The organism is Streptomyces sp. NPDC017056, assembly GCF_044332485.1.
Classification (GTDB): domain Bacteria; phylum Actinomycetota; class Actinomycetes; order Streptomycetales; family Streptomycetaceae; genus Streptomyces.
In genome coordinates this window covers 17,485-41,798 of record NZ_JBIRPD010000013.1, presented here as the reverse complement: position 1 = coordinate 41,798, position 24,314 = coordinate 17,485, and the positions used below count along the sequence as shown (strand labels likewise).

Sequence of the window (24,314 nt, the reverse complement as noted above, 5' to 3'; positions counted from 1 at the left end):
CCGCGAGACGGCACAGAGGCAACCTGGTGGTTGGGCTGCCGAAAAGCGCTCGAATTCGCAGCGTTTTTGATCTCTTTACCAGGGGGGTACTCCCCTCCCCTCCCCACGCTGATCGGCAGGGAGGCAAAAAACTCTCATGGCTGATTAGGCCGTTTCTGTGGAGGTGACTTTCCGTGGCTACCCCTGGGCAAAAGCCCAAGCCTCATATTCAGGCAGTCAGGGAAGGGACCTTCCGCCCTGATCGCAATTCCGAAGGTGCGCGCTTCGCCCCTGCCGATCCGGTCGAACCTGATTGGGCGGAACTCCTGCCGGGCGACTCGGCCGAGGACGTGCGCGGCAAGGCTGCTGACGTTTGGGCGAGGACGATTCCCGCTCTGGTGGTGGCAGCCGGCCTGACCGACTCGCAGCGGGAAACCGCGATCGAGTATTGCGTGACGGTCGCTCGTCTGTGGCAGGCGGAGCGTGAACTATCTCGGACCGGTCTGGTTGTCGAGACGGAACGCGGGAACGTGAAATCCCCTTGGGTGACCATCGCTGGTCAGTACCGGTCGCATTTCCGGTCGCTGGTCGGAGAACTCGGGCTGTCGCCCGCGTCGGCTACCCGGATCACCCCGCCTGATTTTGGTGGGGATGATGATGGAGACGTATTCGACTGACGATCTGCCGGTACCGCTTGACGCACTGTACGAACTTGGGCTCACCGAGGACGAGGTAGCCGACGCGTGCCGGTCGCGTCCGCTGGTGGTGGCAGCGCAGGCCAAGGATGCGACGGGCGCGTATTTCGATGTGGCGGCCGCGCGGCGTGCGTTGGACGCGATCCAGAGTTTCAAGCACACGAAGGGCCGGTGGGGTAACGCTCGGCTCAGACTCGCGCCGTGGCAAGTGGTGTGGGTGATCGCGCCGATATTCGGATGGCTCGTGTATGACGCCGAGCTAGGCCGTGCGGTTCGGGTGGTCCGGTCGGCATGGGTGGAAGTCCCGCGGAAGAACGGGAAGTCTACGCTGTCCAGTGGCGTCGGGCTGGTGTTGCTACTCGCCGACCGCGAGATTGGCGCTGAGGTCTACGCGGCTGCTGGCTCGCTCCCGCAGGCCGAGCGGGTTTTTGATGACGCTAAACGCATGGCCCTCACGTCGCGCGCCGTACGGGGCCGTGTGGAGGTTCTGCGGGGCGTGATCCGCGTGCCCCGGACCGGCGGTGTCTTCCGCGCGCTGTCCAAAATTGCGGAGACTGCCCACGGGCTCAATGTCTCCGCGGCGATTATTGATGAGGTTCACGTTCACAAACGGCGTGACCTCATTGACGCGATCGAGACTGGGACTGGTGCCAGAGATCAGCCTCTTTGCCTATTCATCACGACGGCGGATGAGGGCACCGAGGGCAGCATCTACGACGAGAAACACACGTACACCCGCCGCTGTGCGGACGACGTAGTTTCCGACCCGGGCCATTACGGTGTCATCTGGGCCGCTGAGGAAGCGGACGATCCTTTCGACCCCGCGACGTGGCGCAAGGCGAATCCGGGCTTGGGTGTGTCGCCCTCCCTCGCTTACATGCGGCGTGAGGCAAACAAGGCCAAGAGCACGCCTTCTTACTTCCCTACGTTCTGCCGTCTGTCGCTCAACCGCCGTATGCGTGCCTCTAGCCGTTGGCTGCCGCTCACACTGTGGGACGAGAACAACGGGGCGGTCAATGACCGGTCGTTCCGTTACCGGCGCGCGTGGGGCGGTGTGGACCTTTCTGCGGTGTCGGACCTTTCCGCGTGGGTGCTCGCTGTCGAGTCGCGGAAACCGGGCGTGGAACTCGAACTGGTGGCGCGGTTCTGGCTGCCGGAAGAACGAGTTGACGAACTGGAGCAACAGCTACAGGTGCCGCTGCGTCAGTGGGTGGCTGACGGTCTGCTGACGCTGACCGAGGGTGACGCCATCGACTATGGCGCCATTGAGCGTCAGATCATCGCAGACTGTCGCCGGCTGGACGTGCAACGGGTCTCGTATGACCGGATGTTCGCGGGGCAGCTCGTACAGCGCGTTGAACAGAAAACCCGCGGGGTAGACGTGGTGCCCGTCGCGCAGACTTATTTGGGTATGTCACCCGGGTGCAAGGAGCTGGAACGCCTACTCCGCGAGGGACGCATTCACCACGGCGGTAATCCGGTTCTCCGCTGGAATGCAAGCGTGGTCGAGGTATACCGGGACGGGAACGACAACTTGAGGCCCGTCAAGCCCGACCGCGGAAAGTCGAGTGCTCGAATCGACGGGATAGCCGCTGCGGTGATGGCGCTTGATGGGTATGTCCGCCGGCCGTTGAAACGGCCTCGCGCGGCGAGCGCGTAAGGGGGGATTGCATGGCGGAGACTCCGCTACAGATGACAGAGCGCCTGTACCGCAAGCTACAGCGCAGACGACCAGCGGCTAAAAAGTGGTCGCGGTATTACGACGGTGAGCACCCGTTGTTGTTTGCCTCGCCGGAGTTCAGCACTCAGGCGGGCGGGCTGTTCGATGATTTCTCCGACAACTGGTGTGCGACGGTTCCGGACGCCACCGTTGAACGGCTCCGGCCATTGGGTTTTCGCCTTGAGGACGGGACGCTAGACACAGCGGCCAGCCGAGCATGGGAGCGCTCCGAGTGCGACGTAGAGATTGGGCTAGCCCTACTAGAGGCGTTGATCACGGGACGCTCGTACGCGCTCGTGTGGAAACCCGATGGGGTCAACTCAGAGATCACGTTTGAGCACACGGCTAACGCGCTGGTCGAGTATGTACCTGGGCGGCGCCGTGTTCGTGCTGCTGGTCTGAAGGTATGGCGAGACTGGGACTTTGAGTTCGCGATCCTTTTCACTCCGACCACGGTCTATCGGTGGCAGCGTCCGAAGCGTGGGGGCGGGCAGTGGACCGGGCGCACTGCGGGGCTGTCCCGTGGCGAGCCGAGTCACATTCCGAATCCGCTCGGCGTTGTGCCGCTGGTGGAACTGCCGAACCGGTCGCGTCTCAACTCCTCGCCCCGGTCCGAGCTGCGGACAGTGGTGCCGCTACAGAACGCGGCGAACACCTTGTGGGCGCACTTGATGACCGCGAGCGATGAACGTGCGCTTCCTGCCCGCGTGGTGCTCGGCATGGACCGGCCCGTGCGTGAAATTGTGGACGATACGGGGGAAGTGGTTGGCGAAGAGGACCTACCGCTAGACCCGTTTCGGAAAGACCGTCTGCTGTGGCTGGAGCGTCAAGGGGCGTCGATCGCCGAGTTTTCCGCGGGGGACTTGCGGCAATTCTTGGACGTGATTAATCAGGTGGTCGAACACATCGCCGCGCAGACGCGCACTCCGGCCACCTACCTAAACGGCAAGTTGGTCAACGTCTCGCCCGACGGTATGGCCGCATCCGAGCTGGGGCTAGTCGCCAAAGTCACCGAAATGCAGCGCCATTTCGGCGCGGGGCTCCGCGAGATCATGCGGCTTGAGGCTCTGGCGAACGGCGAGGCGGGCCGGGCGGAATCGCTCGCGCTCGGGTCTGTAGTCTGGCGAGACCCCCAGTTTCGTTCGGACTCCCAGTACTCCGATGCGCTGGTTAAGTTGAAGTCAATCGGAATTCCGGATGAAGCCCTTTGGGAGCGTATTCCGGGTGTCACTCCGGACGAGATCGAGCGTTGGAAGCAGATGCGCACGGATGCCGCGGGGGCGATTCTCGGCGGGGACATGGCGAGCCTTTTCGGCCCCAAACCTGAACCGGCCGAGGACGAGCCCGCCGACGACCGCCCGGACGCCGCGTAGATGGGCCGTAGCGACGAGCTAGCGGCCGATCGGTACACACACGTGCAGTCCGTATCGCGAGGCGTTGTGGAGGCCGTACAGGGCATTTGGCGCGACGTGCCCGCCGACCGGATCCTGTCGGCCATGCAGGGAGAGGCTGGGCGCGCGATCCTCAATGCGGTGATGGCCGGACAGCTCACAGCAGCACAAGGCGCGCAGACTTTCGTCACGGCCTCAATGCTGGCCCAGGGTGCGGCTGTTGCGCCCGCCGGAATGGTGGATGCTTCGGCATTCGTAGGTGTGGCGTCGGATGCTCGCCCGCTCGCGACGCTTCTACAACTGCCCGCAGTCACCACGGCGCAGAGTCTTGCGGCCGGCGAGAGCGCCGAACTGGCAGCGCTCCGCGGCCTCAATCAAATGTCCATGATGGTCGGCACGCAAATCGCTGACACCGCGCGTGCGGCTACGTCGGTCGCTATGGCTGCCGAACCTTCGTGCGTGGCGTACGTCCGTGTGGTGCGGCTACCGGCGTGCGTCCGGTGCATCATCCTGTCCGGTCGGCAGTACAGCCACAGCACGGGTTTCAAACGCCATCCGCGCTGTGACTGCGGTATGCAACCGATGGGTGATGCGGAGTGGAAGGCGACCAAATCTCCGGAAGAACTGTTCGGGGAAATGAGCCCCGCTGAGCAGGCGCAGCGGCTTGGTACCGCGGGGGTCAAGGCTTTTGACCGCGGAGCCGACTTGTCGCAGCTCGTCAATGCCCGCCGCGGCATGGCTACGGCCACGACCGGGCGGGGTCCGATGGTGGTTACGAGTGAGGGCACCACGCGGCGCGGGATCGGCGGTAAGGCGCTGGACGCGGGATTTCAGAAGACCACAGGGCAACGGTACGAGCGTGCCAAAGAAGCGCGGCTCATGCCCGAGACCATTTTCAAACTCGCCGGAGACAACCGCGAGCACCAAATAGCGATGCTCCGGAAACACGGCTACATCACATAGGGGGAACCGTGGCTGACACCACGACCGGCACGACTGACGAGCCGAATGACCAGGACGCGAAGCAGGACGAGCACCAGGACCAGGGCGAGCCGAACCGCGACGGCCAGCACCAGGATCAAGGCGCCACGACTGGCGACCAGGCCGACGAGCTGACTCGGGAGCGGACAGCCCGAGAGGCTGCCGAGCGGGAGGTAGCGCGGCTCCGCCGGTCGAACGCTGCACAGAAGCCCGATGACCTAGAGGCGCTGCGGGCGGAAATCCGCGACGAGTTCACGGCACAGCTCGTTCGCGCGGAACTGCGAGCGGCTGCCGCTGGTCGGCTCCGTGATCCCGCGGACGCGCTCGCCCTGGTGGATGCTGCCGCCCTCGCCGGCAAGGGAGGCGACATCGACACCGCGGCGGTTGTGGCTGCCGTGGACCAGCTCGTCAAGGACAAGCCGTATCTAGCGGCGGAGACGAGCGCCGCCCCCGCGTGGGGCGACGTGGGCGCGGGTCCGCGAGAGGACGCGGGCGAGCCCGAGCCGGCTACCCCGCTGGATCGTCTGCGGCAGGCGTACGGCGACTAGCGGAAACGTTTCATCACCCAATTCAGGGACGCGCTCACCCGAGCGCCGTCCTTTTTTCATGCACAAATGGAGGGTAATTCATGGCGCTTTCGCTCGCCGAGTCTGCCAAGCTGAGCACGACCAATCTCCAGCGCGGTGTTGTTGAGACTTTCGTTCAGGAGTCTTCTATCCTGGACCGTATTCCGCTGATGCCCATTGAGGGCAATTCGTATGCCTACAACGAGGAAGCCACTCTCCCCGGTGTCGCGTTCCGTGGCGTGAATGAGGCGTACACCGAGTCCACCGGTACGGTAAACCAGAAGTCCGAGGGGCTTGTGATCCTCGGTGGCGACGCGGACGTTGATAACTTTGTCGTTAAGACCCGGGGTAACCTTAATGATCAGCGCGCTATTCAGACCCGCATGAAGGTTAAGGCCGCTGCTTACAAGTTTCAGGACACCTTTTTTAATGGTGACGTAGAAACGGAGCCGAAGGGTTTCGACGGTCTTCGTAAGCGACTCACTGGCGCTCAGGTGATCAGCGCGGGGGCGAATGGCGTCCCGATCGTCGGCACTGGCAAGGGCGAGGAATCGCACGACTTCTTCGACCTGCTGGACGCGCTGATTGCCCGGGTGCGTGGACTCAACGCATCTAACGGCGCCATTTACGCAAACCGCGCGGTTATCTCTAAGATCCAGTCTGCGGCTCGCCGAATCGGTGGGTACCAGATGGTCAACGAGGCCCTTACCGGCAAGCTGATTTCTACGTACCAGGGTATTCCGTTGCTGGATCCGGGCCAGAACGCCACGGGCGCGGACATCCTTCCGCAGACGGAGACTGCCGGCACGGCTAAGGATGCGTCCAGCATTTACGCAGTGCGTTTCGGCCAGTCTGAGGATGACCAGGCCGTAACTGGTCTCACCAATGGTGGCGTGATGGTCGATGATCTCGGGCAGCTCCAGGAAAAGCCCGCCTACAGGACTCGCATCGAATTTTATTGCGGGGTGGCGGTCTTCGGCGGCAAGGCAGCCGCTCGCCTTAACGGCGTCCTCGCCAAGTAACCGGAGGGGATTGGAATGCCGCCGCGTAAGCGCGCAGCGTCGTCCGCCCCGAAGATTCCGCATACCGATGCGTGCACGGCCCCGGACCGAATCGAGAGTTTCCCAATTCTCGATTCGGACGGGGCCGCGCGCACGGTGACGCGGTGTCTGGCGTGCGGCGCACAGACAGTGAAGTAAAGGGGGCGGGACACCATGGCATTGCCTGCCCTCGCCACCGTGGAAGAGCTAGCCGCGTGGATGCAGCGCGAGCCGGCCGGGCTGCCCGTGTCGGCTCCGCTGGTGCTCGATACCGCGTCCGCCATCGTGCGGGCGGAGGCTCGGCAGCGTTTCACCAGGGGGACAACGACCGTGGCGCTCCGCCCGCGGGATCGCGTGGTGACACTGCCCCAACGACCGGTAATGGCAGCTGAGTTGGTGCGTGCGGGCGGGCGCGTGCTCCGCCCGGACGAGTACCAACTATGGCGGGACGAGTTAACGCTACCGGCCGCTGTGACCGGGCCCGTGGTCGTGACGTACACGCATGGCTACGACGCCGTTCCGGCGGATGTCCGCGCCATCGTGCTGACACTCGCCAGCCGAGTGCTGAACAACCCCGCGGACATCAGACAAGAAAGCGTCGGTTCCGTGTCGGTGACCTACGCGGCCGAGACGATCGGTGCGTCTCTCGCCCCGATCGAGCGTGACCAGCTGGCTCGGTACCGCCCTCGCGCTGCCGTGGTGCAGCTCGGCAAGGGGCGGCCCCGGTGACGCTGCTCTACGGACAGACGGTCGTGATCCTGCGGGCTCCGTACGTCACCGACCGGTACGGCAACACCACGGCCGAGAGGGATTGGACCCGCGCGACCAGGACCACGGTCCGCCGCGTGAGCGTTCAGCCCGACACCAGCACCGAGGGCGCCGGCGACCGGCCCGTTGTTATCTCCGGATGGCGCCTGATCACGCGACGCGGAGTCGATATCGAGCTGTCCGCCGGGGACCGCATCGAGCACGCGGGCCGGGTCCTGGACGTGGATGGCGACGTTGCCCGCTGGTCCGTCGGGGGTCAGATCCACCACACCGAAGCACGTCTCAAGGAGGTGAGTGGGTGACGGTTCGACGGTTCAGACCGAACAAGGCAGGCATCAACAGCCTGATGAAGACTCCGCAAGTCGGCGAGGAAGTGAAGCGCATCGCGGGTCGTATCGCTGCGGCTGCCGCGGGGACCGAGGGGGATTTCCGTACGGACTCGGCGCTGGGCCGTATGCGGTGGCGGGCCGCCGTAATGGGCAACTACAACTTCCCGAAATCGGGCGGGCACGCGGGCGCACGTCGCGATTTGCTGCGGGGGCTGGACGGTGCCCACGGTGAGTAGACCCGTGATCGTCATGCCGGACGCTGTGGCAGTCGTGACGGGGTACCTCTGGGAGGCGCTTGCGGGGGCCGGCGAACCGGTCCCCGCGGTGTCCCGCGTCCCAACCCCGCGCCCAGCAAGGTTCGTTCGGGTGCAGCGCGTTGGAGGACTCCAGCAGACCCCGGTATCGGACCGCCCCCGCCTCGATGTCCACTGCTGGGCCGAAACCGAATCCGCAGCGTATGACCTGGTGGCGCTCACGCGGGCACTGCTCGGCGTAATGCCCGGTGTGCGCGGCGGGGTGACGGTCTACCGGGTGACCGAGGTAGGCGGCCCGCAGTGGCTACCTGACTCCGAATCGAGCCAGCCTCGCTATGCGCTCGCGGTGGAAATCCACATGCGAGGCGTAGCCCTGTAGCTAGAGGGTTTCCGTGTCGCTGCCGTCGTCATCGAGCACAGTTTGAGCCACCAGCAAAAAGTCGTTGCGGGCCTCATGGAATTTGATCACAGTGTCCGTCAAGGCACTGTAGCGCTTGGGGACTCGCTCCTGCTGCTCAGGAATCGCCCACCGAGCGACGCCTTCGATATCCATCCTCAGAACATCCACTTTTTCAGCGATAGTGGCAGCTAGGCGGACCATCTCACGGGCCGCCACATGCGTCTTTTTTGGCCCGACTAGAGCAATCTCTACGGATTGTGCTCGGAGTTGCGATAGAGATTCCTCGAACTCGGCGCGAGATTCAGAACCCATGAGCAGGCCATCAGAGACTATTACGGCATTGTCGTAAAACCAGAGACCGCAGGTCGGTTCCCCTCTCGTGAACTTGGCAGCCGCGGTAATGAATTCGCGGTAGACGTCATGACGCTTGTCGCGTTGCTGTCTCCGGTGTTCGGCACGTGCTGCGATACGTGCCGCCTCACGCTGTGACCATCCTGTTGCTAACGCGGCCCCAATAGTCGCCACAGATCCTGCGAGTGCTCCGAGCACGGCCGCTAATCCTGCATCCATAGCGCGTGATCCTTCCGCGCTTCCCCGCCACGGTCAAGAGCCGTGGCCCCATACACCCATTCCAGCGAAGGGACACCTATGCCTCTAAACGCAAATGCGGTACGCGTGGCTCTAAGCGGTGCTGCCTATGTGGCACCGAAGGGCACGGACGGCCCGAAGGATGCCGTAAGTCCGTGGCCGCCGCCCGCTACCGATATCGGCTGGATCTCCGAGGACGGCATTACCGAGTCCAATAGTGCGGACACCACAGAAATCAAGGGCTGGCAGGGCGGCCAGACCGTTCGAAAGGTCATCTCTTCTAGCGAGATGGCGTTTAAGTTTACGGCCATCGAAACCAGCAAGGCCGTTCTAGAGCTGTACCACAAGGGCTCGAAGGTGGTTACGCAGAATGGCGCGTCTGTCCTTGCCGTCAAGGCTCCGGGAAGTGACCGCAGGTGGTTCGGTTTCGACGTGATTGACGGGGAATCGCACGTCCGCATTTGGGTGCCGGACGGTGAGGTCACCGAGACCGGCGATATCACCTACAAGGGTGACGAGGCGATTGCCTACGAGCTGACCATTACGGCGTATCCGGGGCCGGACGGCACGGTTGCCTACAAGTACAGCAATGACCCCGCATGGGGGGCCGCGCCTGCCGGACAGCCCGAAAAGCAGGTTTGAAGAAACGTCCCGCCTACGCCGTAAGGGTGCACCATGAGCAACGCTTTTGATCTTGATGTTTGGGTCAAGGAAGCCCGCAAGGAACCTTTCCGATTTACTCTCGCCGGGGGCATCTTCACAATGCCCGCTGCGGGCGAGCTGGATAAGTCCGTGCTCAAGACTGTGAATATCGACAGTCCGTCAGCCACGGATATTGAAAACCTGCTCCGTGCGGGGCTCGGCGACCAGTGGCAGCGCTTTGACGAGATACCCGTCCCGCTCGCCGCGTTGGGTGAACTGTTCCGCCAGTGGCAGCGACACGAGGGGGCGACGCTGGGGGAATCGCGAGCCTCTGCCGGCTCCTAGGCGAGCACGGAGAGGCGATAGAGGCGGACCTACAGCGCTACTACGGGACCGACCTTCGGGACCTGTTCCGGCCCGAGTCAGGGCTGACATGGCGCCGCTTGCGGGCTCTAGTGGTGAACCTGCCGCCGGAGTCCGCGCTAGGACGCTCGATGGCTGGGCCGGATTCCGCGTGGACGCTGGACGCGCAGCTGCTCGCGGGCATCCATGACCGGCTAGCTGAGGCGAATTGGCAGCGGGGCAACGCGGGTTCAAAGAGCCCACGCGCGAGACCAAAACCCATTCCTCGCCCTGGTGTCCGTGGTGGTCGGGTAGGAGGAACGAGGCGTGCGCCGGCCGAAGTGGCGCGTTACCTCGTCCAGTTCGCGCCGACGGGGGGAGGTGATTAGGCGTGGCCGTGGAAGTCGGCATGGGCTATGTGTCCATCGTTCCCGAAGTCCAAGGTTTTGCCAGTCAGCTACAGCGGGAAATCACCGGCCCGTCACAGCAGGCGGGACAGAGCGGCGGGCAGGCGGCCGGCGAGGGATTCAGTTCGAAAATGGGCGGGGTCCTCAAGGGGACTCTAGTCGGGGTCGGGCTCGCCGCGGCAGCTCTACTCGTCAAGGGGTTTTCTGACGCGCTGGACCAGACCGCCATTAACGGCAAGATCCAAGCGCAACTAGGCGCGACTCCGGAAGAGGCGAAACGTTACGGCACCGCCGCAGGGCAGCTCTATGCAGGCGGTGTCACGGAGAGCGTAGAGGAAGCCGCAGATGCAATTTCCGGTGTCATGCGGTCGGGCATCCTGCCACCGGATGCGACAAACGCTCAGATCGAATCTATAGCCGGAAGGATCACTGATCTAAGTAAGACCTTCGAGCTGGACCTAGGTCAGACCAGTAATGCCGTTGGGCAGATGCTCAAGAATGGGCTGGCTAAGGATGGGACAGAAGCGCTCGATATTCTGACTGCCGGAATGCAAAAGATGGGTCCGCGTGCCGACGACATGGCGGACACCATGAACGAGTATTCCACGAAATTCCGGGACCTTGGGCTGTCCGCCGCGGATGCCATGGGGCTGATGTTCCAGGGAATGCAGGCGGGCGCGCGGGACACGGATACCGTCGCCGACGCGTTGAAAGAGTTCCAGATTCGCGCGACGGATGGCAGTAAAGCGAGCACGGAGGCATACGAGGCTATCGGCCTCAATGCCGAGAAGATGACAGCGCAAATAGCCAAGGGCGGCCCCGGCGCACGTGCGGGACTCCAACAGGTTATCGACGCACTAAAGGCGGTCCAGGACCCCGCGGAAAGATCACAGGCTGCTGTCGGGCTATTCGGAACCAAGGCGGAGGATTTGGGTCAAGCCCTTTGGGCTTTGAATCCGGAGACCGCCGTTAAGGCTCTCGGAGATACCGCGGGGGCCGCCGAACAAATGGGCTCGGCGCTGCACGACAATGCGGGTGCCCGTATCGAGCAGTTCAAACGAGGGCTGGAAGTCGGGCTGTCGAATGCCGTCGGCAACTACGTGATTCCAGCGCTGACGCGGATGGGCGGCTTTCTGTCCACCACGTTCGGCCCCGCGATTAGCGCCGGTAAGAACCTCGTAACGGGCTTCTTTTCGACGTTCTCCAGCGGAGCCGGCGGGTCTGCTATCGCGTCTTTCGGGCAGTCGCTCGTATCGATCGGCAGCACTGTGCGAGACACTCTTGGGCCGAGCTTTTCGGGGCTCGTGTCGCTCTGCCAGACGACGCTGTTTCCCGCTCTGCAAGGGCTTTGGGGCGTTGTATCCACGCAACTCGCGCCCGCTTTCATGTCGCTGTGGTCCACCGTGTCGAGCGCTGTGGCTCCGATCTTCACGGGGCTTGCGCGCATTTTGCTCGACTTCATTTGGCCCGCGCTGGTGAAAATCTGGTCGGGGATTACCGAGAATCTGCAACCGATCTTCGCGGCTGTGGCTGACTTTGTGACGACACGTGTCGTGCCCGCAGTGCAATCCATCGGGGAAAAGCTAAGCGCACTGGTTGAGAAAGCGCGCCCCGTTATCGACGTTGTGTCATCCGTCGTGTCGTGGTTCGCGCGCCTGGTCGCCGACATCGTCGGGTTTGTCGTACCGATTCTCGTCAAATTGGCTGGCCCCATTTTCACGGGGCTGTTCTCGGCGCTAGGTACTGCGATCGATTGGCTTGGGAATTTCATCGGGTGGCTTGGTGACATTGCGACCAGTTTGCGTGATGCGGGCCGGTCTGTCGCCGATTTTGCGCGTGGGGCGATTGAGGAATTCCGCGAGTTTCTAGATTGGGCAGGCGGGCTTCCGGGCCGGATCAAGAATGCGCTAGGTGATTTCGGGCGACTGCTCGTAGACAAAGGCAAGGATCTTGCGCGTGGCATCTGGGAAGGGCTCCAGAGCATGGGCCGTTGGCTGGCTAATAAGCTGGTCGGTTGGGCTAAGAGCATCATTCCTGGGCCGATTGCAAGTGCGCTGGGTATCCATTCGCCCTCGCGTCTCATGCGAGACGAGATAGGTCGTTGGATCCCGCCCGGAATTGTCGAGGGTATTGACGCCGAGCAGCACACGCTAGACGCGCGCCTACGGTCCATGGTGACTGTGCCCGATATCGGAATCTCACGTGCTCCGGGGCCCGTGGTCGCCGCCAACCCGCAGCACCAGATGGACCCGGAGATTGCTGCGCTCATGCGGCAGATAGTCGAGGATCGGCGGCAGGACATCGTCTTGCGGGTCGGCGAACAAGAGATAGCCCGCGCCACTGCCTACGGACAGCGTCAGCTAGCTAGGAGGTGAGGTATGTGGGTAGGGCGGCCCGGGAATCTCCGGGAAATCGTTGACGGGGCTACTTCGTTCGACCGGTCGCCTGATCTCGGCGTAACCGAGTTCCGGTCGCTTGCTGGGGGTGTCACCACGTGGGCGCCCCCGGTGCAGCCCCGCCGGCTAAAACTCAAATGGTCGGCCATGCAGCGGGGCGACGTGGAACACCTTGACCGCCTCGCGCGGCGTATCGATGCCCCGGGGCCCGTGGCGGTGCTGGATCCGCTGACGCGGAATGTGCTCGGCGGGCACCAGGCCGCGGGACGCGGAGACCCCGCCAAATGGGCGTGGAAGCCCACCGAACTTGCGATGTATGGCGGACAGTTCGGCGCTCACGTAGAGAACTCGGTCTCTGTCGAGACAGTGCCGAGTGGGGGCATGGCGGCGCTTGCGTGGCGCCACCCGTACTGGACGGGGTGTCCGGTCGCCCCTGGTATGACGCTGACGTGGTGGGCTCCGGGCCTGGTCGCCAGCGGCGCGGCCCTCGGGCAGCTCGTCATCGGCTGGTACGACGCGGCCGGTAAGGCGCTGACCGTCTCCAGCTCGGCGACTACCGCGGTCCCCCTGGTCGCCAAGGCACCCGCACGTGCGGCATTCGCCGCGCCCGCAGTCGGGTTCACCGCGAAAGGCGTGTGGCCTCTCGGCTCCTCGGTGCTCGCCCTCGGGGACGTGTCTGCCGCTCTGCTGGCCGGCGAGCGGCCGGTAGGCGAGGGCAGCCCCGCGTACAGCGTCACGGGGTATTCGCACGCTGCCATGACCGGGGATGGCGCGTACCGGGATATCGGGCTGGACCTGGTGGAGGTGACCGCATGAAGACTGGCAACGGGCCACTTGACGATGCTTTGGCTGCCGGTGAGAGATCAGCGCATCACGTGACGCGTCTTGGCGGTCGGGACATGAGCCCGCAGGTTGAGTCCTGGTCGCTGGACCGGTCGTACGGATCCGACCTGCCTGACACCATGCGTGCATTCTCCGGCGTCTCCAGCGCACAACTTGACGTGTCGGTGACCGGAGCCGGGGGCCAGTCTGCGCCCGCGCTGTACGGCCCGTGGGCGCCAAGAGAGACGGCGGATGTCGCGCGCCCTGGTCAGTCCGTGACGCACGAATGGGGGGTGACCGGTCGGGCTGCGGATGCATTCCGCGGCTCGGTCCGGTCCCGCTCCGCGGAGTCCGGAACGGACCTAGTGCGTATCACTGCTCTGGACGGGGCCGAACGTCTGCGGCAGCCGGCCGAACTACCCCGACCGGACGGGTCGTTCACGTCGCCCGCTGAGTCGTGGACGCCCTGGGCAGCGTCCCCGGAATGGGTGGTGGACCATCTTCTACGCACAGCCGGCATCCATACGGCGCCGCCCCCACGGCCGACCAGCATCCTGTACGTGCCGTTGCATGGCGGTGCTGCTGCGGGAATCGGCTACCTGGAGAGGATGACCGGAAAATGGTCTCTCTGGGGCAAACGTGCGGCGCCTTTCGATACTGCGCTATGGGCCAATTACCCCACCCCCGCCACGGGTACCTACGTGCCGAAAAGGCTGCCCGTCACGAACAGTGTTAGAGGATTGTATTTCGAGTGTTGGGTCAATACCTCTGAATCGTTCAACGAATGGGATAGCCTCCTGGAGTTTCAAACTGTCTGGGAGGTGAGCCCGTCCGCTCCGAAAAACTACCTGACACTGCGAGTCAACTTCCTCAAGGGGGCCATCACGGCCCATAACGGCATGGATCCCGACCCGACGAAGAACGCGTCAGTGGGGTGGACGTGGTCGGCGCTGCGGGTTCCCGGAAAGTTCCATATTGGTCTGTGGCTGGAGATATCCGATTACGGCGCGGCAACGTTCACTCCGATCGTTACGACACGGAGCATGGTTCCCGAAGTATTCACTCCGGGCATTTTCAATCGGGCGCGTGTGCTGCCTGGCGCCATGGTCAACGTGTCTCTGAGTGCCCAGAACCTGTTAGCCGAGGCTTTTCAAGTAAGTCAGCCAGGCAGGCGGCCGACGAGTCTTGCGGAGGTGACACAGGAAGGGACCTGGAAGCGCACGGCGTCGCTCGATATGCCGCAATTTCCACTGCGCACGATCCCGGCTGTCAGCGGGTCCGCATGGGGTGTCATCACGGAAATAGCCCGAGCCACCCTGTCTACGGCCGAATTCGACAGCGACGGCTATTTTCGGTGGCGCAATTACACGAGATGGGCGACGCCCGCGAGCGCCCCGGATATCACAGTTACGACAGCACGCGACATAGCCAAGCTGACCGTTACCGAGGAAATCGACGCGTGCCGTAATTACTGCACGGTCAAATGGGAGGACTGGGCGCCCGTAAAAGCCGTTCCGATCGACCTGCGGGACGAGCCGGCACCCATCACGATTGCGCCCAAGGCCACGTTGCAGCGGACTTTCACCGTGTCGGAAACCATGCTGGATCCGCGAGCCCCGCGCACCGCGGACCTTGACGACGCAAAGCAGTGGAACCGCATCTCTCTCCGCGTCGGCTCGGCTGGCTCGTCGGCACCGGCGGCGGGGGTGGTAGAGGTCGGCGTGTCCCGCAGCGGTGGCGTCGTGACACTGACCGCCACCAACTACTCAGACTCCACCGTGTATTACCACGGCGCTGTACTGCTGTGCATGGAGCCAGCGGAATACGCCCGGCCGGTCCCAGCGCAATGGAACGCATGGAACACGGACAGTCAGAAGTATCACGGTGTTCAGACGTACGAGCACGACGTACGTGGCTGGGTGCAAGACAACGCCTCGGGGCAATTGCTCGCCGAAGCATTGCGGAACGCGGGTGCGTGGCCTATCCCATTGCTGCAATCCGTGGAAATCTTGCCGGACCCGCGAATCGAACTCGGTGACCTGGTACGGGTGGTGGACACGACCGGCGCGAAACTGGACACACTTGCGTGGGTGATCGGAAACAGGGTGTCGGCGAGCGGCGGAAAGGTCACACAGACACTGACGCTGCGCGGCACACAGCCCAACGGGATCCCGAGCGACGCGGGGCTGACCCCCGATCCGCCGACGCGCCCGAATGCACCCCCGCCGCCGTGACACTGACCGAGGGGGACGAATGGACGAGACCGACGAGCCGCCCGGCGTGCGCATCGGGGCCCGCGAAATCTATGACGAAGTGGTGGGACTCCGGGGCGACGTTCAGCGGCTCGGGCAGCAGGGGGAATCCGTGGACGAGACGCTAGAGGATCACGAGACGCGCATACGGAGCCTGGAGGGTGAGCGAGGGCGCTTCGTTCTGCCCGTCGCGCTGATTACCGCCGTAGCCACGGTGGTTGCCGCAGGGCTCACCGTGGCGAAGGTGGCTGGCTAGAGCCCGCCACACACCGAATACCCTCCCCGTCCGGGCGTACCTGGGCGGGGTTTTCTTATGCTCACAGGGGGACTTTATGGCCTGGTTTCCGGGCGCACAGAAGATGGAACTCCAGCCGGAGAGCGACGCCCAGCCCGCTATCCGACCCACGCAGGTGATCTTCCACAGCATTGCCGCGCCGTGGACACCGCGCCGTACGTACGAGTACTGGCGGGACAGCACCAATCTCGAATCGCATTTCGGGGTGGGGTTCGACGGCAGCATTGCGCAGTACATCGGTACCGAGACGCGCGCCGACTCCAACATGCACGCGAACAAGCGCGGCGACGGTACCGGCGCGGTGTCCGTCGAGAGCGCGAGCAACTTGGAGCACACGGACCCGTGGACCGACGCGCAGGTAGCCGCATTGATCCGGATTGGCGTGTGGATGCACCAGCACCACGGCGTCCCGCTGCGTATCTGCCGCTCGCACGCTGACCCCGGTTTCGGCGTGCACCGCATGTTCGCGGCGTGGTCGGACGGCGGTACCGGATGCCCCGGTGACGCGCGAGCCGACCAGTTCCGCCGCGTGGTTTTCCCCGGCATCGTGGCGGCAGCCGGTGGAAAGCCCATGCCCAACCCGAAGCCGAATCCGGGTAGCGGCGGTGCCGTGGTCATCGACGGCAAGGCATACGGTCCGGGGGCATCCGGCCCGCACATCACGGCCATGGGGCGTGCGCTCGTCCGGGCAGGGTGCAGTCGGTACAAGGTCGGCCCTGGTCCCGAGTGGACGAGCGCCGACACCGAGAGTTTCCGGGTCTGGCAGCAGAAGCTAGGCGACTATCCCGAAAACTGCGACGGCATCCCCGGGCCCCTCCAACTAGCGCGACTGCTACGGGAGTTCGGAGATAGTCGCACGCACACCGTTGCCCGCGGCGAGACGCTGACGGCCATTGCCCGCCGTTACGGGACGACGTGGCAGACGCTCGCGAAGATCAACGGCCTCGCGAACCCCAACCGCATCGTCCCGGGGCAGACGCTCAAGCTGCCGTAGCCGGCCGTCACGGCCTCGCGCTCCGCGGGGACCAGCTCGGGGCCGACGAGTCCGCCCCATTACGCAGCGTGCCGACGGGTGCCCGTCATGCGCGGTTTTCGCCCGGTCGTGCAGCTGCTCAGTTCATCAACAGACAGTCACCAATAGGGGGACTTTTGATCACCTTCATTCGTACGCACCCCGCCCGTATCTACGCCGTTGCGGTCGCTGCGCTCGCCCTGGTCGCACACTTCGTTCCGTCGCTGCCGTCCGCGCTCGTGCTCGGCCTGGTCGCTGCGGTGCTCGGTACCGGCGAGGCGGTGCAGCGCACCGAGGACGGTAAGACCCTCGCGGCCGGCGACACCGACGAGCACCAGGACCAGGCCGACGGCGACGAGCTGTCCGCGTGACGTACCGGCACATCGCACTGATGGGCCGAGCGGGCTCTGGTAAGGACACCGTGGGGGCTCGGCTCACTGGGGCCCACTCTTTCGTTCGCGTAGCGTTCGCTGACCCGCTGCGGGATGTCGCGCTCGGTCTGGACCCGATCACCACGTACGAGCCGACGGGGGCCGGGACGCTCCCTGTCCGTCTGTCTGACGTGGTGCGCCGCGAGGGCTGGGACCGAGCGAAGCGGCGTTCGGAGGTGCGGCGGACGCTACAGCGACTCGGGCAGTCCGTACGCGACCAGGACGAGCGCCTATGGCTCCGGCTCGCCCTCGCGAAGGTGGACGTGGCCGACCGGTGGTCGGTGCCCGTAGTGATCACCGATCTGCGATACCGCAATGAGGCGGACGCACTCCGAGCGCGCGGGTTCCTGCTCGTCCGTGTGGAGCGACCAGGCGAGCACGGGCCGGCGAGCGCCGACCAGCGCGAGCACATCAGCGAAACCGAGCTGGACGGCGTCGAGCCGGATGCGGTGCTGACCAACGGCGGAACGGTCGCCGAGCTGCACACGCTCGCTGATCGGCTCGCAGTCCCGCGCTGACTCCAGCGTGACGGGGTGGCGAGAGTGACCCGACTTCCTTTCTCTCTTGGTTTTTTTCTTGCGTTCCTAAAAAACCGGTCTGAACCGTCACTCCGCCACCCCTCTACAGCCCACCCATCAACCCGAGGGGACACCTATGCCCGGACCCGTCCGGACTATCAAGCGCGGCGGCTCGCGCTTCTACATCAGCCCTGAGACCGCCGAGAAGGTGCCCGGAGTCACGTCCATTGTCGGGATGCTGCCTAAGCCCTACCTGACGTTCTGGGCGGCCCGGATGACCGCGGAAACGGCCGTGTCCAACCTTCCCGCCGTGGCATCGATTGCCGAGCGGGACGAGACCGGAGCCGTTGACTACCTCCGCAACGCCCATACTCGGTACACCAAGCTGCGGGCCCGAGTTGGCTCGGATGCGCACGACCTTTTTGAACGCATGATCCGGCTGGAAGAGATCGGCCGTGTGCACCCGGACCTAGAGCCGTACCGACTCGGGTTCGCGGAGTTCCTTACCGCTGTGCGTCCGCAGCTCGTTCGCGCCGAAGATGTCGCATGGAGCGACGAGCACGGTTACGCGGGCAGCTTTGACGCGATCGTGCGCGTGCGGCTCGGCGAGGACGGAACGCCCGACCACGAAAACGGCGAGTGGCACACGCTGGTGGTGGACTGGAAGACCAGTAAGAGCGCGTACCCGGACGTGGCCCTACAGCTCTCCGCGTACGCCCATGCGGACCGGATCATTTCGCCCGACGGGACGTCAGAGCCCATGCCGAAGGTGGACGGCGCGGCGGTTCTGCACATCACGCCCGAGGGATGGGTGTTCAAGCCAGTTCGGATCGATGAAGAGATTTTCAACGTGTTTCTGACGCTGCGGCACGTGTTCCAGTGGGACCGCGAGATCAGTAAGACGGTGTTTGGTCGGCCGATCGCGGAGAGCGTCCGCCGGCTCATCACGGGAACGCAGCGCCGCGCAAGCTAGCCACCGATCGCACACACCAGCATCAGGCGAGCCGAAAACGGCCCGCCTTTTTTCATGCCCAAAAACAGGGGGACCACAGTATGGCACTGCGCATTTTCGAGACCGACCCGAACGCCAAGCCCAAGGCTACGTTCTCTGACGACACCGTTGGGCGGTTCCACGGCGGTAAGCAGGAGAACGGTATTCCTGTTGCCCTTGACCGTTGGCGCGTGACGACCGGCGACCCGGAGGTTGCCGCGGCTGTTGCTCAGCTCATGGGCGGTACGCCCGAGGAGACCGATTCCACTTCCGAAAACTTCATTGAGATTCTGACGGAACAGGACAAGGTCAAGATCGTACTTTCCGGTCCGGACGCCATCACGTCCGATCTCAAGCTGTGGAACGGCTCGGCGCTTATTCACCACTGTGATGGCGTGGAGTTCCTTTCTCCGGATGAGGACCGCGGCAAGCCGTGCCGGTGCCCGGAACTCATGGAAGACCGGAAGAATGCTGCTAAGTCGAAGCGCGGCCCGTCGCCTTCCATCGCAGTAGCGTTCCGCCTTGCTGAGGATTACGACCTTGGCCTTTTCCGACTCCAGACCGGCTCTTGGAAGCTCGCCGAAGTTCTGCACGAAGTTGAGAACGCTCTAGACCGGGTGGGCAGCGAGGCGCTGGCCGAACTGTCGCTAGAGCTGGTCGAATTCACCACGAAGAAGGGCCGGGACGTGTCCTACCGCAAGCCCGTAATCCGCGTCCTGAAGTCCTGGAACGACGCTATCGCCGAGCCGACTGCCTAGCCGGCTCCGGGGCTCCGGGGCGACTTCGGGGCCCCGCTATCGGGGAGTTACGCACATACCCATTCTGGAACTGTGCGCCGGGTACGGCGGGATCGGTCGGGCTGTCGAGGCTCTGACCGGCGACAGAATCAAGATCGTGGCGGAGATCGACCCGTACGCATCGCTGATTCTGGCAACCCGCTACCCCCACGCGCGCAACATCGGAGACATTACCGAATTCGATTGGTCCACCCTCGCGGGAGTTGTGGACATCATCACGGCGGGATTCCCCTGCCAAGACATCAGCAATGCGGGTAAGAGGGCAGGTATTCATGGGGCGCGTTCGGGCATCTGGGAAAGCGTCCTCGGGGCCGTTCGCATTCTTCGACCACGGATCATTTTCCTGGAGAACGTATCCGCCATCAGAAACAGGGGCCTCGCGCACGTACTCGCGGGGCTGGCCTCGTGCGGGTATGACACGCGATGGGCTTGCTTTCGAGCGTCCGCAGTTGGAGCCGCCCACCACCGAGATAGGTGGTTCCTCGTCGCCACCCCTGCTACCAACTCCGCTGGCATCCGACGCGTCTAAGGGCCCGGATTTCGCGCGAGAGGCAAGACAGGGAAGCGGCGGGCAGGATCTCGTTACCGCGGTGGCTCGGCTGTTCGACAAGGAACGCGCGCACAAGCTGTTCAAAACCCCGACCGCGAACCTGGGCAGTAACGGCGCTCCGCAGCACCCGGACAAGCGCCGTGCGGGCAGGCACGGACCCAACCTTGACGACGAGGTTTCGTTTCTGTTGCCCGTGGACCCGGACACCGCGGAAGAGACCCCGGGCGCGTTCCACTCTCCACCGGAATGGTGGGCTGAGTTTGCGCCCGCTGTGCGCCGTTGGGAAACGCTCATGGGCTCGCCGGCTCCGATTCCCGTGGAGTTCGGTCCGCGCGGTGGTCGTCGGCTTGCATCCGTCTTCGCCGAGTGGCTTATGGGTCTGCCGCGGGGCTGGGTCACCCATATTCCGGGGCTCAACCGTGCGCGGCAACTAAAGGCAGCCGGTAACGGGGTCGTGTCGCAGCAGGCGTTCACGGCATACCTGCATCTACTGAACTACAACGAGGAGCCCAACCATGGGTAAGCGGGGGGTTGTTGCCGACTACGGCGGCGAGGAGCTGTATCGGGGTGATCTGGTGGCGTATGCGGCACGACAAGGCAACCGCGTGCGTATGGCGGACGCCATTATCGACAAGGTGACCACAAGGCTCGTAGACGGCCGGCTACGGGCCATGCTGCGTATTGCGCCGACGGGCACCGAATCCGGGTTCGCTAAGCGGCGCTCTCTCCGGAAGGAATGGATCTCCGCCGAGCACGTCCGGCTGATCATCCCGGACGTGACCGGAGAACGAGACCTGTAAGACGCAACACCGAAAGGGCCGGGCAGCGCTGCATGTGCTGTCCGGCCCTTTCGTATGGGGGGACTGTGATTCGAGAGATCAGCGCGGACGCTGCACCCGCGCTCGGGGACGTACGCGAAATGGGCCGTGGTGACGTGGTGTGGCTCCGCGATGGATGGCAGCGCCGCGAGGACTGGACGCGGTATCTCGTGGCCGTTGCTCAGGCAATGGCCCGCGGTGCCGTGGTTCGACGGGGGGATGACGATGATTGATGAACTGCCGCTTTCGGTAGCGCTGATGGCAGGTGGAGTAATGTCCGGCGAGCCTTTCGCTATCGCCCTGGTGGCGTCGATGCTGGTTGGCTGGGGCGCCCTGATCTTCCTTGTTGTTTGGCTGTTGGGGCGGCGGTGGCGCGACCGTGGCTAACCCGAACAAGACCCGTGGGACGGCATGGGAAAGCGCCGTGCGGAACTTCCTGAATGCGTTCCTCGGGCTGGTGGACGAGCGCGGCGCGTTCCGCAACCCGTTCGACGGGATGAACGTCCGGCGACCCGCTCAGGAAGGCTCCGCGGACGTTGGCGACGTGCACGCGGCCCCGTTCATTCTGGAATGCAAAGACGTGCGGAACGCTGCGGTCCCTACGTGGCTCCGGCAAGCACGGGTGGAAGCGGTCAACGCCGGTTTTCCGTACGGCGTGGTCGTGCACAAGCGACGGGGGTATGGCGTCGCCGCGGGACGTGTGCACTTTGACGTACGTACGTGGACCCGGACACGTACCGCTCTCGGGCTGTCCACACGAGCCATGTTCGAGCGTTACGGGTTCGCCGCTTCGCTGCGCGGGCTGGACACCGGCCGTTGGTACCTGACCACCGATGTTGCAGGGTTCGCCACGCTGCTGTCCGACATACGGGCGGGGGTGGCCCGTGCTGTTCGCTGATCTGCTCGGGCGGTTCTCCGGGGTCACGGACCAGCCGGACGGGGGCTACGCGGCTCTGTGCCCCGCGCATGACGACAGCCGGCCGAGCCTGCGTATCTGGCGGGGCGAGGACCTGAAAGTACGGCTGACGTGTCGCGCGGGCTGTGAGACCGCGGACGTGATCCGCGCGGCTCGGTTGTCCTGGACGGACCTGTTCGAGGCGTCCGGACCCGGTGCCACGGTTGCGGCCGGTCGGCCCGAGCTGGTGCCCGTTGCGCAGACAGCGGCACTCGCCGCGTACATCGACCGCACCGGGCTCGCCCTCGGGAACTACGGTGGCGAGTGGCCCGAGCGGGCTCGGGGCTACCTTGCCCGCCGCTTCGGCCTCGATGTGGACACCGCCGCCGAACTGCGTATCGGCGTGGACCAGGGCGACCAGGGCGAAGGGTTCCCCTACCTGTCGCGCCTGTACCGCGAGCACCCCCGGCTGACGGTGCCGCTGTACGGGTTCGACGGGGTGGCCCGAGGACTACAGGGGCGCGATATCGGCGGGCAGTGCTCCGCACGATGGGTGTCCCTAGCCAACCCCCGCGGACTCCGGTGGTCAGCATATGGCGTGTTCCGCGGTGCCGGCGGTTACGGGACGGTCCTGGTCTGCGAGGGGCCGGGCGACGCACTCACAGCCGTTGCGTGCGGCTATGACGCCGTAGCGGTCCGCGGTGCGTCTCTCGCCGGCTCGCCTGAACTGGTTGCCGAACTTGTCGAGGGGTTGCGAGGCTCGCTCGTCATCCTCGCGGGGGATGACGACACTGCGGGCTCGGGTTTCACGCAGCGACTCGCCGCGGGGCTCGCCAAGCACGGGGTTACCGCGCATGTTCTCGACATTCCGCACCAGGGCGACGACCTGACCGACTGGCGCGAGCGCGACCCAGACAGGTTTCCTGCCGAGCTGCACCGCGCCGTGAAGTCAGCCCGTCCCGCTCCGGGCAGTGCTCAAGTTCAAGACGCTGCCCGTACAGCGGAGTTGGCGACCCGTACCGGGGCCGACATCGTGTCTCGCGACCAGGGCGCCGAAGCGGCCGAAATCCTGGCCAAGCTGGTGTCACAGTACGGCGAGTCCGACGCGATGAATGCCCATGCTCTGGTCGCGTGGAGCGGCGGCCGGATCCGTTACGCCGCGGGGCTCGGTTTCTACACGTGGAACGGACGCATATGGGTGCGCAGTGACATGCGGGTCCGGCAGGAAATCCACCGGATGGGGGCCGCTCTCGTCCTCGCCGGGCAGAACCAGTTGGCGCGCGGGTTCACGATGACGAGTCGTATTGACGCGCTACTGACCGAATTGTGTTCCGTTCCCAACGTCAGTATCTCGGCGACCGACTTTGACGACCGGCCCGATCTGCTGAACTTCAAGAATGGCACGGTAGATCTTCGCACGGGCCGACTCCGCCCGCACGACCAGACAGACCTATTGACGTACGGGCTCGATCTCGACTACAACCCCGATGCACAATGCCCTCGGTGGGAATCATTCCTACATGAGATCTTCCCCAATGCCCCGGAGATGCCTGCGTACGTTCAGCGCCTAGTAGGCTACGGGATCACGGGGCACACCACAGAGCAAAGTTTCGGAGTGCTTTGGGGAAATGGTGCGAATGGCAAATCCGTACTCATTGACACCTTGACAACCGTGTTTCGCGCAATAGCCCGAACCACAGCTTTCAGTACGTTCGAAGAGCGGAAGAGCGGCGCTATTCCGAATGATGTTGCTGCGCTTCGTGGCGCGCGTCTCGTCATGGCATCCGAGGGCGAAGCGGGCAAAGCCATGTCGGAATCCATCCTCAAGCGGGTGACCGGCAAAGACATGATCACGGCGCGGTTCCTGAGACAGGAATTCTTCGAGTTCAAGCCGACGTTTTTGATCCTGCTCGCCACGAACCACCGGCCGAAATTCAGGTCGCAGGATGAGGGGCTTTGGCGGCGGGTCAAGCTACTGCCTTTCAAGAGGTGGTTTGCTCCCGACGAACGCGACCCTGATCTGGACCGGAAGCTACTCGCTGAGTCCGAGGGTATCGCCGCATGGGCGGTGCGCGGAGCGGTTGAGTGGTACCGGAGCGGGCTACAAGACCCGCAGCTCATCACGGGTGCCAGCAGGGAGTACCGCGAGACGAGCGACCCGCTAGCCGGCTTCATCCCGGGCGTCCTGGAGTGGGCCGACGAGTCCATTGTCATGACCGGCAACGATGCGTTCAACCATTACCGCGAGTGGTGCGAGGCCGAGAACCTGCCCGCTAAAGAACAGTGGACCCGCCGCGCCTTTTACGAAGCGATGGAAGAACGAGGGGCCGTAAAGAAGCGGACGAACAAGGGAATCGCGCTGGGCGGGCTCCGGCTCGCTGACGAGAGCCCCGATGCGGTCGGCCCGGGGATTTTCGGCAAGTAGAACGCAGCAC

At 64.4% G+C, this 24,314-nt stretch carries 28 protein-coding genes; 27 read left to right on the top strand and 1 reads right to left on the bottom strand.

Annotation, left to right across the window (positions count from 1 at the left end):
* The first annotated feature begins 173 nt into the window (after positions 1-173).
* The 9 genes from ACH4OW_RS23970 (at position 174) to ACH4OW_RS23930 (ending at position 7,705) form a co-directional block, all read left to right on the top strand.
* Positions 174-656, top strand: coding sequence for a P27 family phage terminase small subunit (locus ACH4OW_RS23970; RefSeq protein ID WP_398029973.1), 483 nt, complete (start codon positions 174-176; stop codon positions 654-656).
* Complete coding sequence (locus ACH4OW_RS23965; RefSeq protein WP_398029972.1) at positions 631-2,334, top strand: terminase large subunit; 1,704 nt, start codon at positions 631-633, stop codon at positions 2,332-2,334. The genes ACH4OW_RS23970 and ACH4OW_RS23965 overlap by 26 nt, the downstream gene beginning before the upstream one ends.
* 11 nt (positions 2,335-2,345) lie before the next feature.
* Positions 2,346-3,767, top strand: coding sequence for a phage portal protein (locus ACH4OW_RS23960; protein WP_398029971.1), 1,422 nt, complete (start codon positions 2,346-2,348; stop codon positions 3,765-3,767).
* Positions 3,768-3,833: 66 nt separating this feature from the next.
* Positions 3,834-4,748, top strand: coding sequence for a hypothetical protein (locus ACH4OW_RS23955; RefSeq protein WP_398029970.1), 915 nt, complete (start codon positions 3,834-3,836; stop codon positions 4,746-4,748).
* Between the two features lie 8 nt (positions 4,749-4,756).
* On the top strand, positions 4,757-5,314 hold the full coding sequence (locus tag ACH4OW_RS23950) for a hypothetical protein (protein WP_398029969.1): 558 nt from the start codon (positions 4,757-4,759) through the stop codon (positions 5,312-5,314).
* Between the two features lie 80 nt (positions 5,315-5,394).
* Entirely contained in the window at positions 5,395-6,354 is a 960-nt protein-coding gene (locus tag ACH4OW_RS23945; protein WP_398029968.1) for a major capsid protein, read from the top strand.
* A gap of 192 nt (positions 6,355-6,546) precedes the next feature.
* Positions 6,547-7,101, top strand: coding sequence for a hypothetical protein (locus tag ACH4OW_RS23940; protein ID WP_398029967.1), 555 nt, complete (start codon positions 6,547-6,549; stop codon positions 7,099-7,101).
* Positions 7,098-7,442 (top strand): hypothetical protein, encoded by a 345-nt coding sequence (locus ACH4OW_RS23935; protein ID WP_398029966.1) that lies wholly within the window; start codon positions 7,098-7,100, stop codon positions 7,440-7,442. Before ACH4OW_RS23940 ends, ACH4OW_RS23935 begins: the two co-directional genes overlap by 4 nt.
* The gene (locus ACH4OW_RS23930; RefSeq protein WP_398029965.1) at positions 7,439-7,705 is read left to right on the top strand and encodes a hypothetical protein; all 267 of its coding nucleotides are present in this window, start codon (positions 7,439-7,441) and stop codon (positions 7,703-7,705) included. Before ACH4OW_RS23935 ends, ACH4OW_RS23930 begins: the two co-directional genes overlap by 4 nt.
* A gap of 397 nt (positions 7,706-8,102) precedes the next feature.
* Here ACH4OW_RS23930 and ACH4OW_RS23925 read toward each other — a convergent pair whose 3' ends face one another.
* A complete protein-coding gene (locus ACH4OW_RS23925) occupies positions 8,103-8,693 on the bottom strand; it encodes a hypothetical protein (protein ID WP_398029964.1) in 591 nt (196 codons plus the stop codon).
* Positions 8,694-8,822: 129 nt separating this feature from the next.
* Here ACH4OW_RS23925 and ACH4OW_RS23920 point away from each other — a divergent pair, with 129 nt between their 5' ends.
* From ACH4OW_RS23920 to ACH4OW_RS23835, 18 genes are all read left to right on the top strand, one after another.
* Positions 8,823-9,353 (top strand): hypothetical protein, encoded by a 531-nt coding sequence (locus tag ACH4OW_RS23920; protein ID WP_398029963.1) that lies wholly within the window; start codon positions 8,823-8,825, stop codon positions 9,351-9,353.
* A 33-nt stretch (positions 9,354-9,386) separates the two neighbouring features.
* On the top strand, positions 9,387-9,698 hold the full coding sequence (locus ACH4OW_RS23915) for a hypothetical protein (RefSeq protein ID WP_398029962.1): 312 nt from the start codon (positions 9,387-9,389) through the stop codon (positions 9,696-9,698).
* 149 nt (positions 9,699-9,847) lie between these two features.
* On the top strand, positions 9,848-10,084 hold the full coding sequence (locus ACH4OW_RS23910; RefSeq protein ID WP_398029961.1) for a DUF5361 domain-containing protein: 237 nt from the start codon (positions 9,848-9,850) through the stop codon (positions 10,082-10,084).
* A gap of 2 nt (positions 10,085-10,086) precedes the next feature.
* The gene (locus ACH4OW_RS23905) at positions 10,087-12,477 is read left to right on the top strand and encodes a phage tail tape measure protein (protein WP_398029960.1); all 2,391 of its coding nucleotides are present in this window, start codon (positions 10,087-10,089) and stop codon (positions 12,475-12,477) included.
* Positions 12,478-12,936: 459 nt separating this feature from the next.
* Positions 12,937-13,314, top strand: a complete 378-nt coding sequence (locus ACH4OW_RS23900; protein ID WP_398029959.1) for a hypothetical protein — start codon at positions 12,937-12,939, stop codon at positions 13,312-13,314.
* Positions 13,311-15,554, top strand: a complete 2,244-nt coding sequence (locus ACH4OW_RS23895; RefSeq protein ID WP_398029958.1) for a hypothetical protein — start codon at positions 13,311-13,313, stop codon at positions 15,552-15,554. The genes ACH4OW_RS23900 and ACH4OW_RS23895 overlap by 4 nt, the downstream gene beginning before the upstream one ends.
* Positions 15,555-15,573: 19 nt before the next feature.
* Complete coding sequence (locus ACH4OW_RS23890) at positions 15,574-15,828, top strand: hypothetical protein (protein ID WP_398029957.1); 255 nt, start codon at positions 15,574-15,576, stop codon at positions 15,826-15,828.
* A 76-nt stretch (positions 15,829-15,904) separates the two neighbouring features.
* Positions 15,905-16,861 (top strand): peptidoglycan-binding protein, encoded by a 957-nt coding sequence (locus tag ACH4OW_RS23885; RefSeq protein WP_398029956.1) that lies wholly within the window; start codon positions 15,905-15,907, stop codon positions 16,859-16,861.
* Positions 16,862-17,016: 155 nt separating this feature from the next.
* Positions 17,017-17,250: a hypothetical protein gene (locus tag ACH4OW_RS23880; protein ID WP_398029955.1), complete on the top strand. Its 234-nt coding sequence runs from the start codon at positions 17,017-17,019 to the stop codon at positions 17,248-17,250.
* Positions 17,251-17,486: 236 nt separating this feature from the next.
* Complete coding sequence (locus tag ACH4OW_RS23875) at positions 17,487-17,828, top strand: hypothetical protein (protein ID WP_398029954.1); 342 nt, start codon at positions 17,487-17,489, stop codon at positions 17,826-17,828.
* A gap of 136 nt (positions 17,829-17,964) precedes the next feature.
* On the top strand, positions 17,965-18,801 hold the full coding sequence (locus ACH4OW_RS23870; RefSeq protein WP_398029953.1) for a hypothetical protein: 837 nt from the start codon (positions 17,965-17,967) through the stop codon (positions 18,799-18,801).
* An 80-nt stretch (positions 18,802-18,881) separates the two neighbouring features.
* Positions 18,882-19,577, top strand: a complete 696-nt coding sequence (locus tag ACH4OW_RS23865) for a hypothetical protein (protein WP_398029952.1) — start codon at positions 18,882-18,884, stop codon at positions 19,575-19,577.
* Positions 19,570-20,145, top strand: coding sequence for a DNA cytosine methyltransferase (locus tag ACH4OW_RS23860; RefSeq protein WP_398030077.1), 576 nt, complete (start codon positions 19,570-19,572; stop codon positions 20,143-20,145). Before ACH4OW_RS23865 ends, ACH4OW_RS23860 begins: the two co-directional genes overlap by 8 nt.
* Before the next feature lie 61 nt (positions 20,146-20,206).
* Positions 20,207-20,689, top strand: a complete 483-nt coding sequence (locus ACH4OW_RS23855; protein ID WP_398029951.1) for a DNA (cytosine-5-)-methyltransferase — start codon at positions 20,207-20,209, stop codon at positions 20,687-20,689.
* Complete coding sequence (locus ACH4OW_RS23850; protein WP_030633396.1) at positions 20,682-20,966, top strand: hypothetical protein; 285 nt, start codon at positions 20,682-20,684, stop codon at positions 20,964-20,966. Before ACH4OW_RS23855 ends, ACH4OW_RS23850 begins: the two co-directional genes overlap by 8 nt.
* A gap of 216 nt (positions 20,967-21,182) precedes the next feature.
* Positions 21,183-21,371 carry a hypothetical protein gene (locus tag ACH4OW_RS23845; RefSeq protein WP_398029950.1) on the top strand — a complete coding sequence of 63 codons (189 nt, stop codon included), beginning with the start codon at positions 21,183-21,185 and terminating at the stop codon, positions 21,369-21,371.
* On the top strand, positions 21,364-21,882 hold the full coding sequence (locus ACH4OW_RS23840; RefSeq protein ID WP_398029949.1) for a hypothetical protein: 519 nt from the start codon (positions 21,364-21,366) through the stop codon (positions 21,880-21,882). The genes ACH4OW_RS23845 and ACH4OW_RS23840 overlap by 8 nt, the downstream gene beginning before the upstream one ends.
* Positions 21,869-24,304, top strand: coding sequence for a phage/plasmid primase, P4 family (locus ACH4OW_RS23835; protein ID WP_398029948.1), 2,436 nt, complete (start codon positions 21,869-21,871; stop codon positions 24,302-24,304). Before ACH4OW_RS23840 ends, ACH4OW_RS23835 begins: the two co-directional genes overlap by 14 nt.
* Positions 24,305-24,314: the final 10 nt, after the last annotated feature.

Excerpts from the sequence above, each read along its gene's own strand:
- ACH4OW_RS23900 (WP_398029959.1), top strand. The coding sequence starts at position 12,937 with ATGACGCTGACGTGGTGGGCTCCGGGCCTGGTCGCCAGCGGCGCGGCC.
- ACH4OW_RS23965 (WP_398029972.1), top strand. The coding sequence starts at position 631 with ATGATGATGGAGACGTATTCGACTGACGATCTGCCGGTACCGCTTGAC.
- ACH4OW_RS23865 (WP_398029952.1), top strand. The coding sequence starts at position 18,882 with ATGGCACTGCGCATTTTCGAGACCGACCCGAACGCCAAGCCCAAGGCT.
- ACH4OW_RS23885 (WP_398029956.1), top strand. The coding sequence starts at position 15,905 with ATGGCCTGGTTTCCGGGCGCACAGAAGATGGAACTCCAGCCGGAGAGC.
- ACH4OW_RS23925 (WP_398029964.1), bottom strand. The coding sequence starts at position 8,693 with ATGGATGCAGGATTAGCGGCCGTGCTCGGAGCACTCGCAGGATCTGTG.
- ACH4OW_RS23940 (WP_398029967.1), top strand. The coding sequence starts at position 6,547 with ATGGCATTGCCTGCCCTCGCCACCGTGGAAGAGCTAGCCGCGTGGATG.
- ACH4OW_RS23960 (WP_398029971.1), top strand. The coding sequence starts at position 2,346 with ATGGCGGAGACTCCGCTACAGATGACAGAGCGCCTGTACCGCAAGCTA.
- ACH4OW_RS23945 (WP_398029968.1), top strand. The coding sequence starts at position 5,395 with ATGGCGCTTTCGCTCGCCGAGTCTGCCAAGCTGAGCACGACCAATCTC.
- ACH4OW_RS23890 (WP_398029957.1), top strand. The coding sequence starts at position 15,574 with ATGGACGAGACCGACGAGCCGCCCGGCGTGCGCATCGGGGCCCGCGAA.
- ACH4OW_RS23870 (WP_398029953.1), top strand. The coding sequence starts at position 17,965 with ATGCCCGGACCCGTCCGGACTATCAAGCGCGGCGGCTCGCGCTTCTAC.
- ACH4OW_RS23910 (WP_398029961.1), top strand. The coding sequence starts at position 9,848 with ATGGCTGGGCCGGATTCCGCGTGGACGCTGGACGCGCAGCTGCTCGCG.
- ACH4OW_RS23850 (WP_030633396.1), top strand. The coding sequence starts at position 20,682 with ATGGGTAAGCGGGGGGTTGTTGCCGACTACGGCGGCGAGGAGCTGTAT.
- ACH4OW_RS23895 (WP_398029958.1), top strand. The coding sequence starts at position 13,311 with ATGAAGACTGGCAACGGGCCACTTGACGATGCTTTGGCTGCCGGTGAG.
- ACH4OW_RS23915 (WP_398029962.1), top strand. The coding sequence starts at position 9,387 with ATGAGCAACGCTTTTGATCTTGATGTTTGGGTCAAGGAAGCCCGCAAG.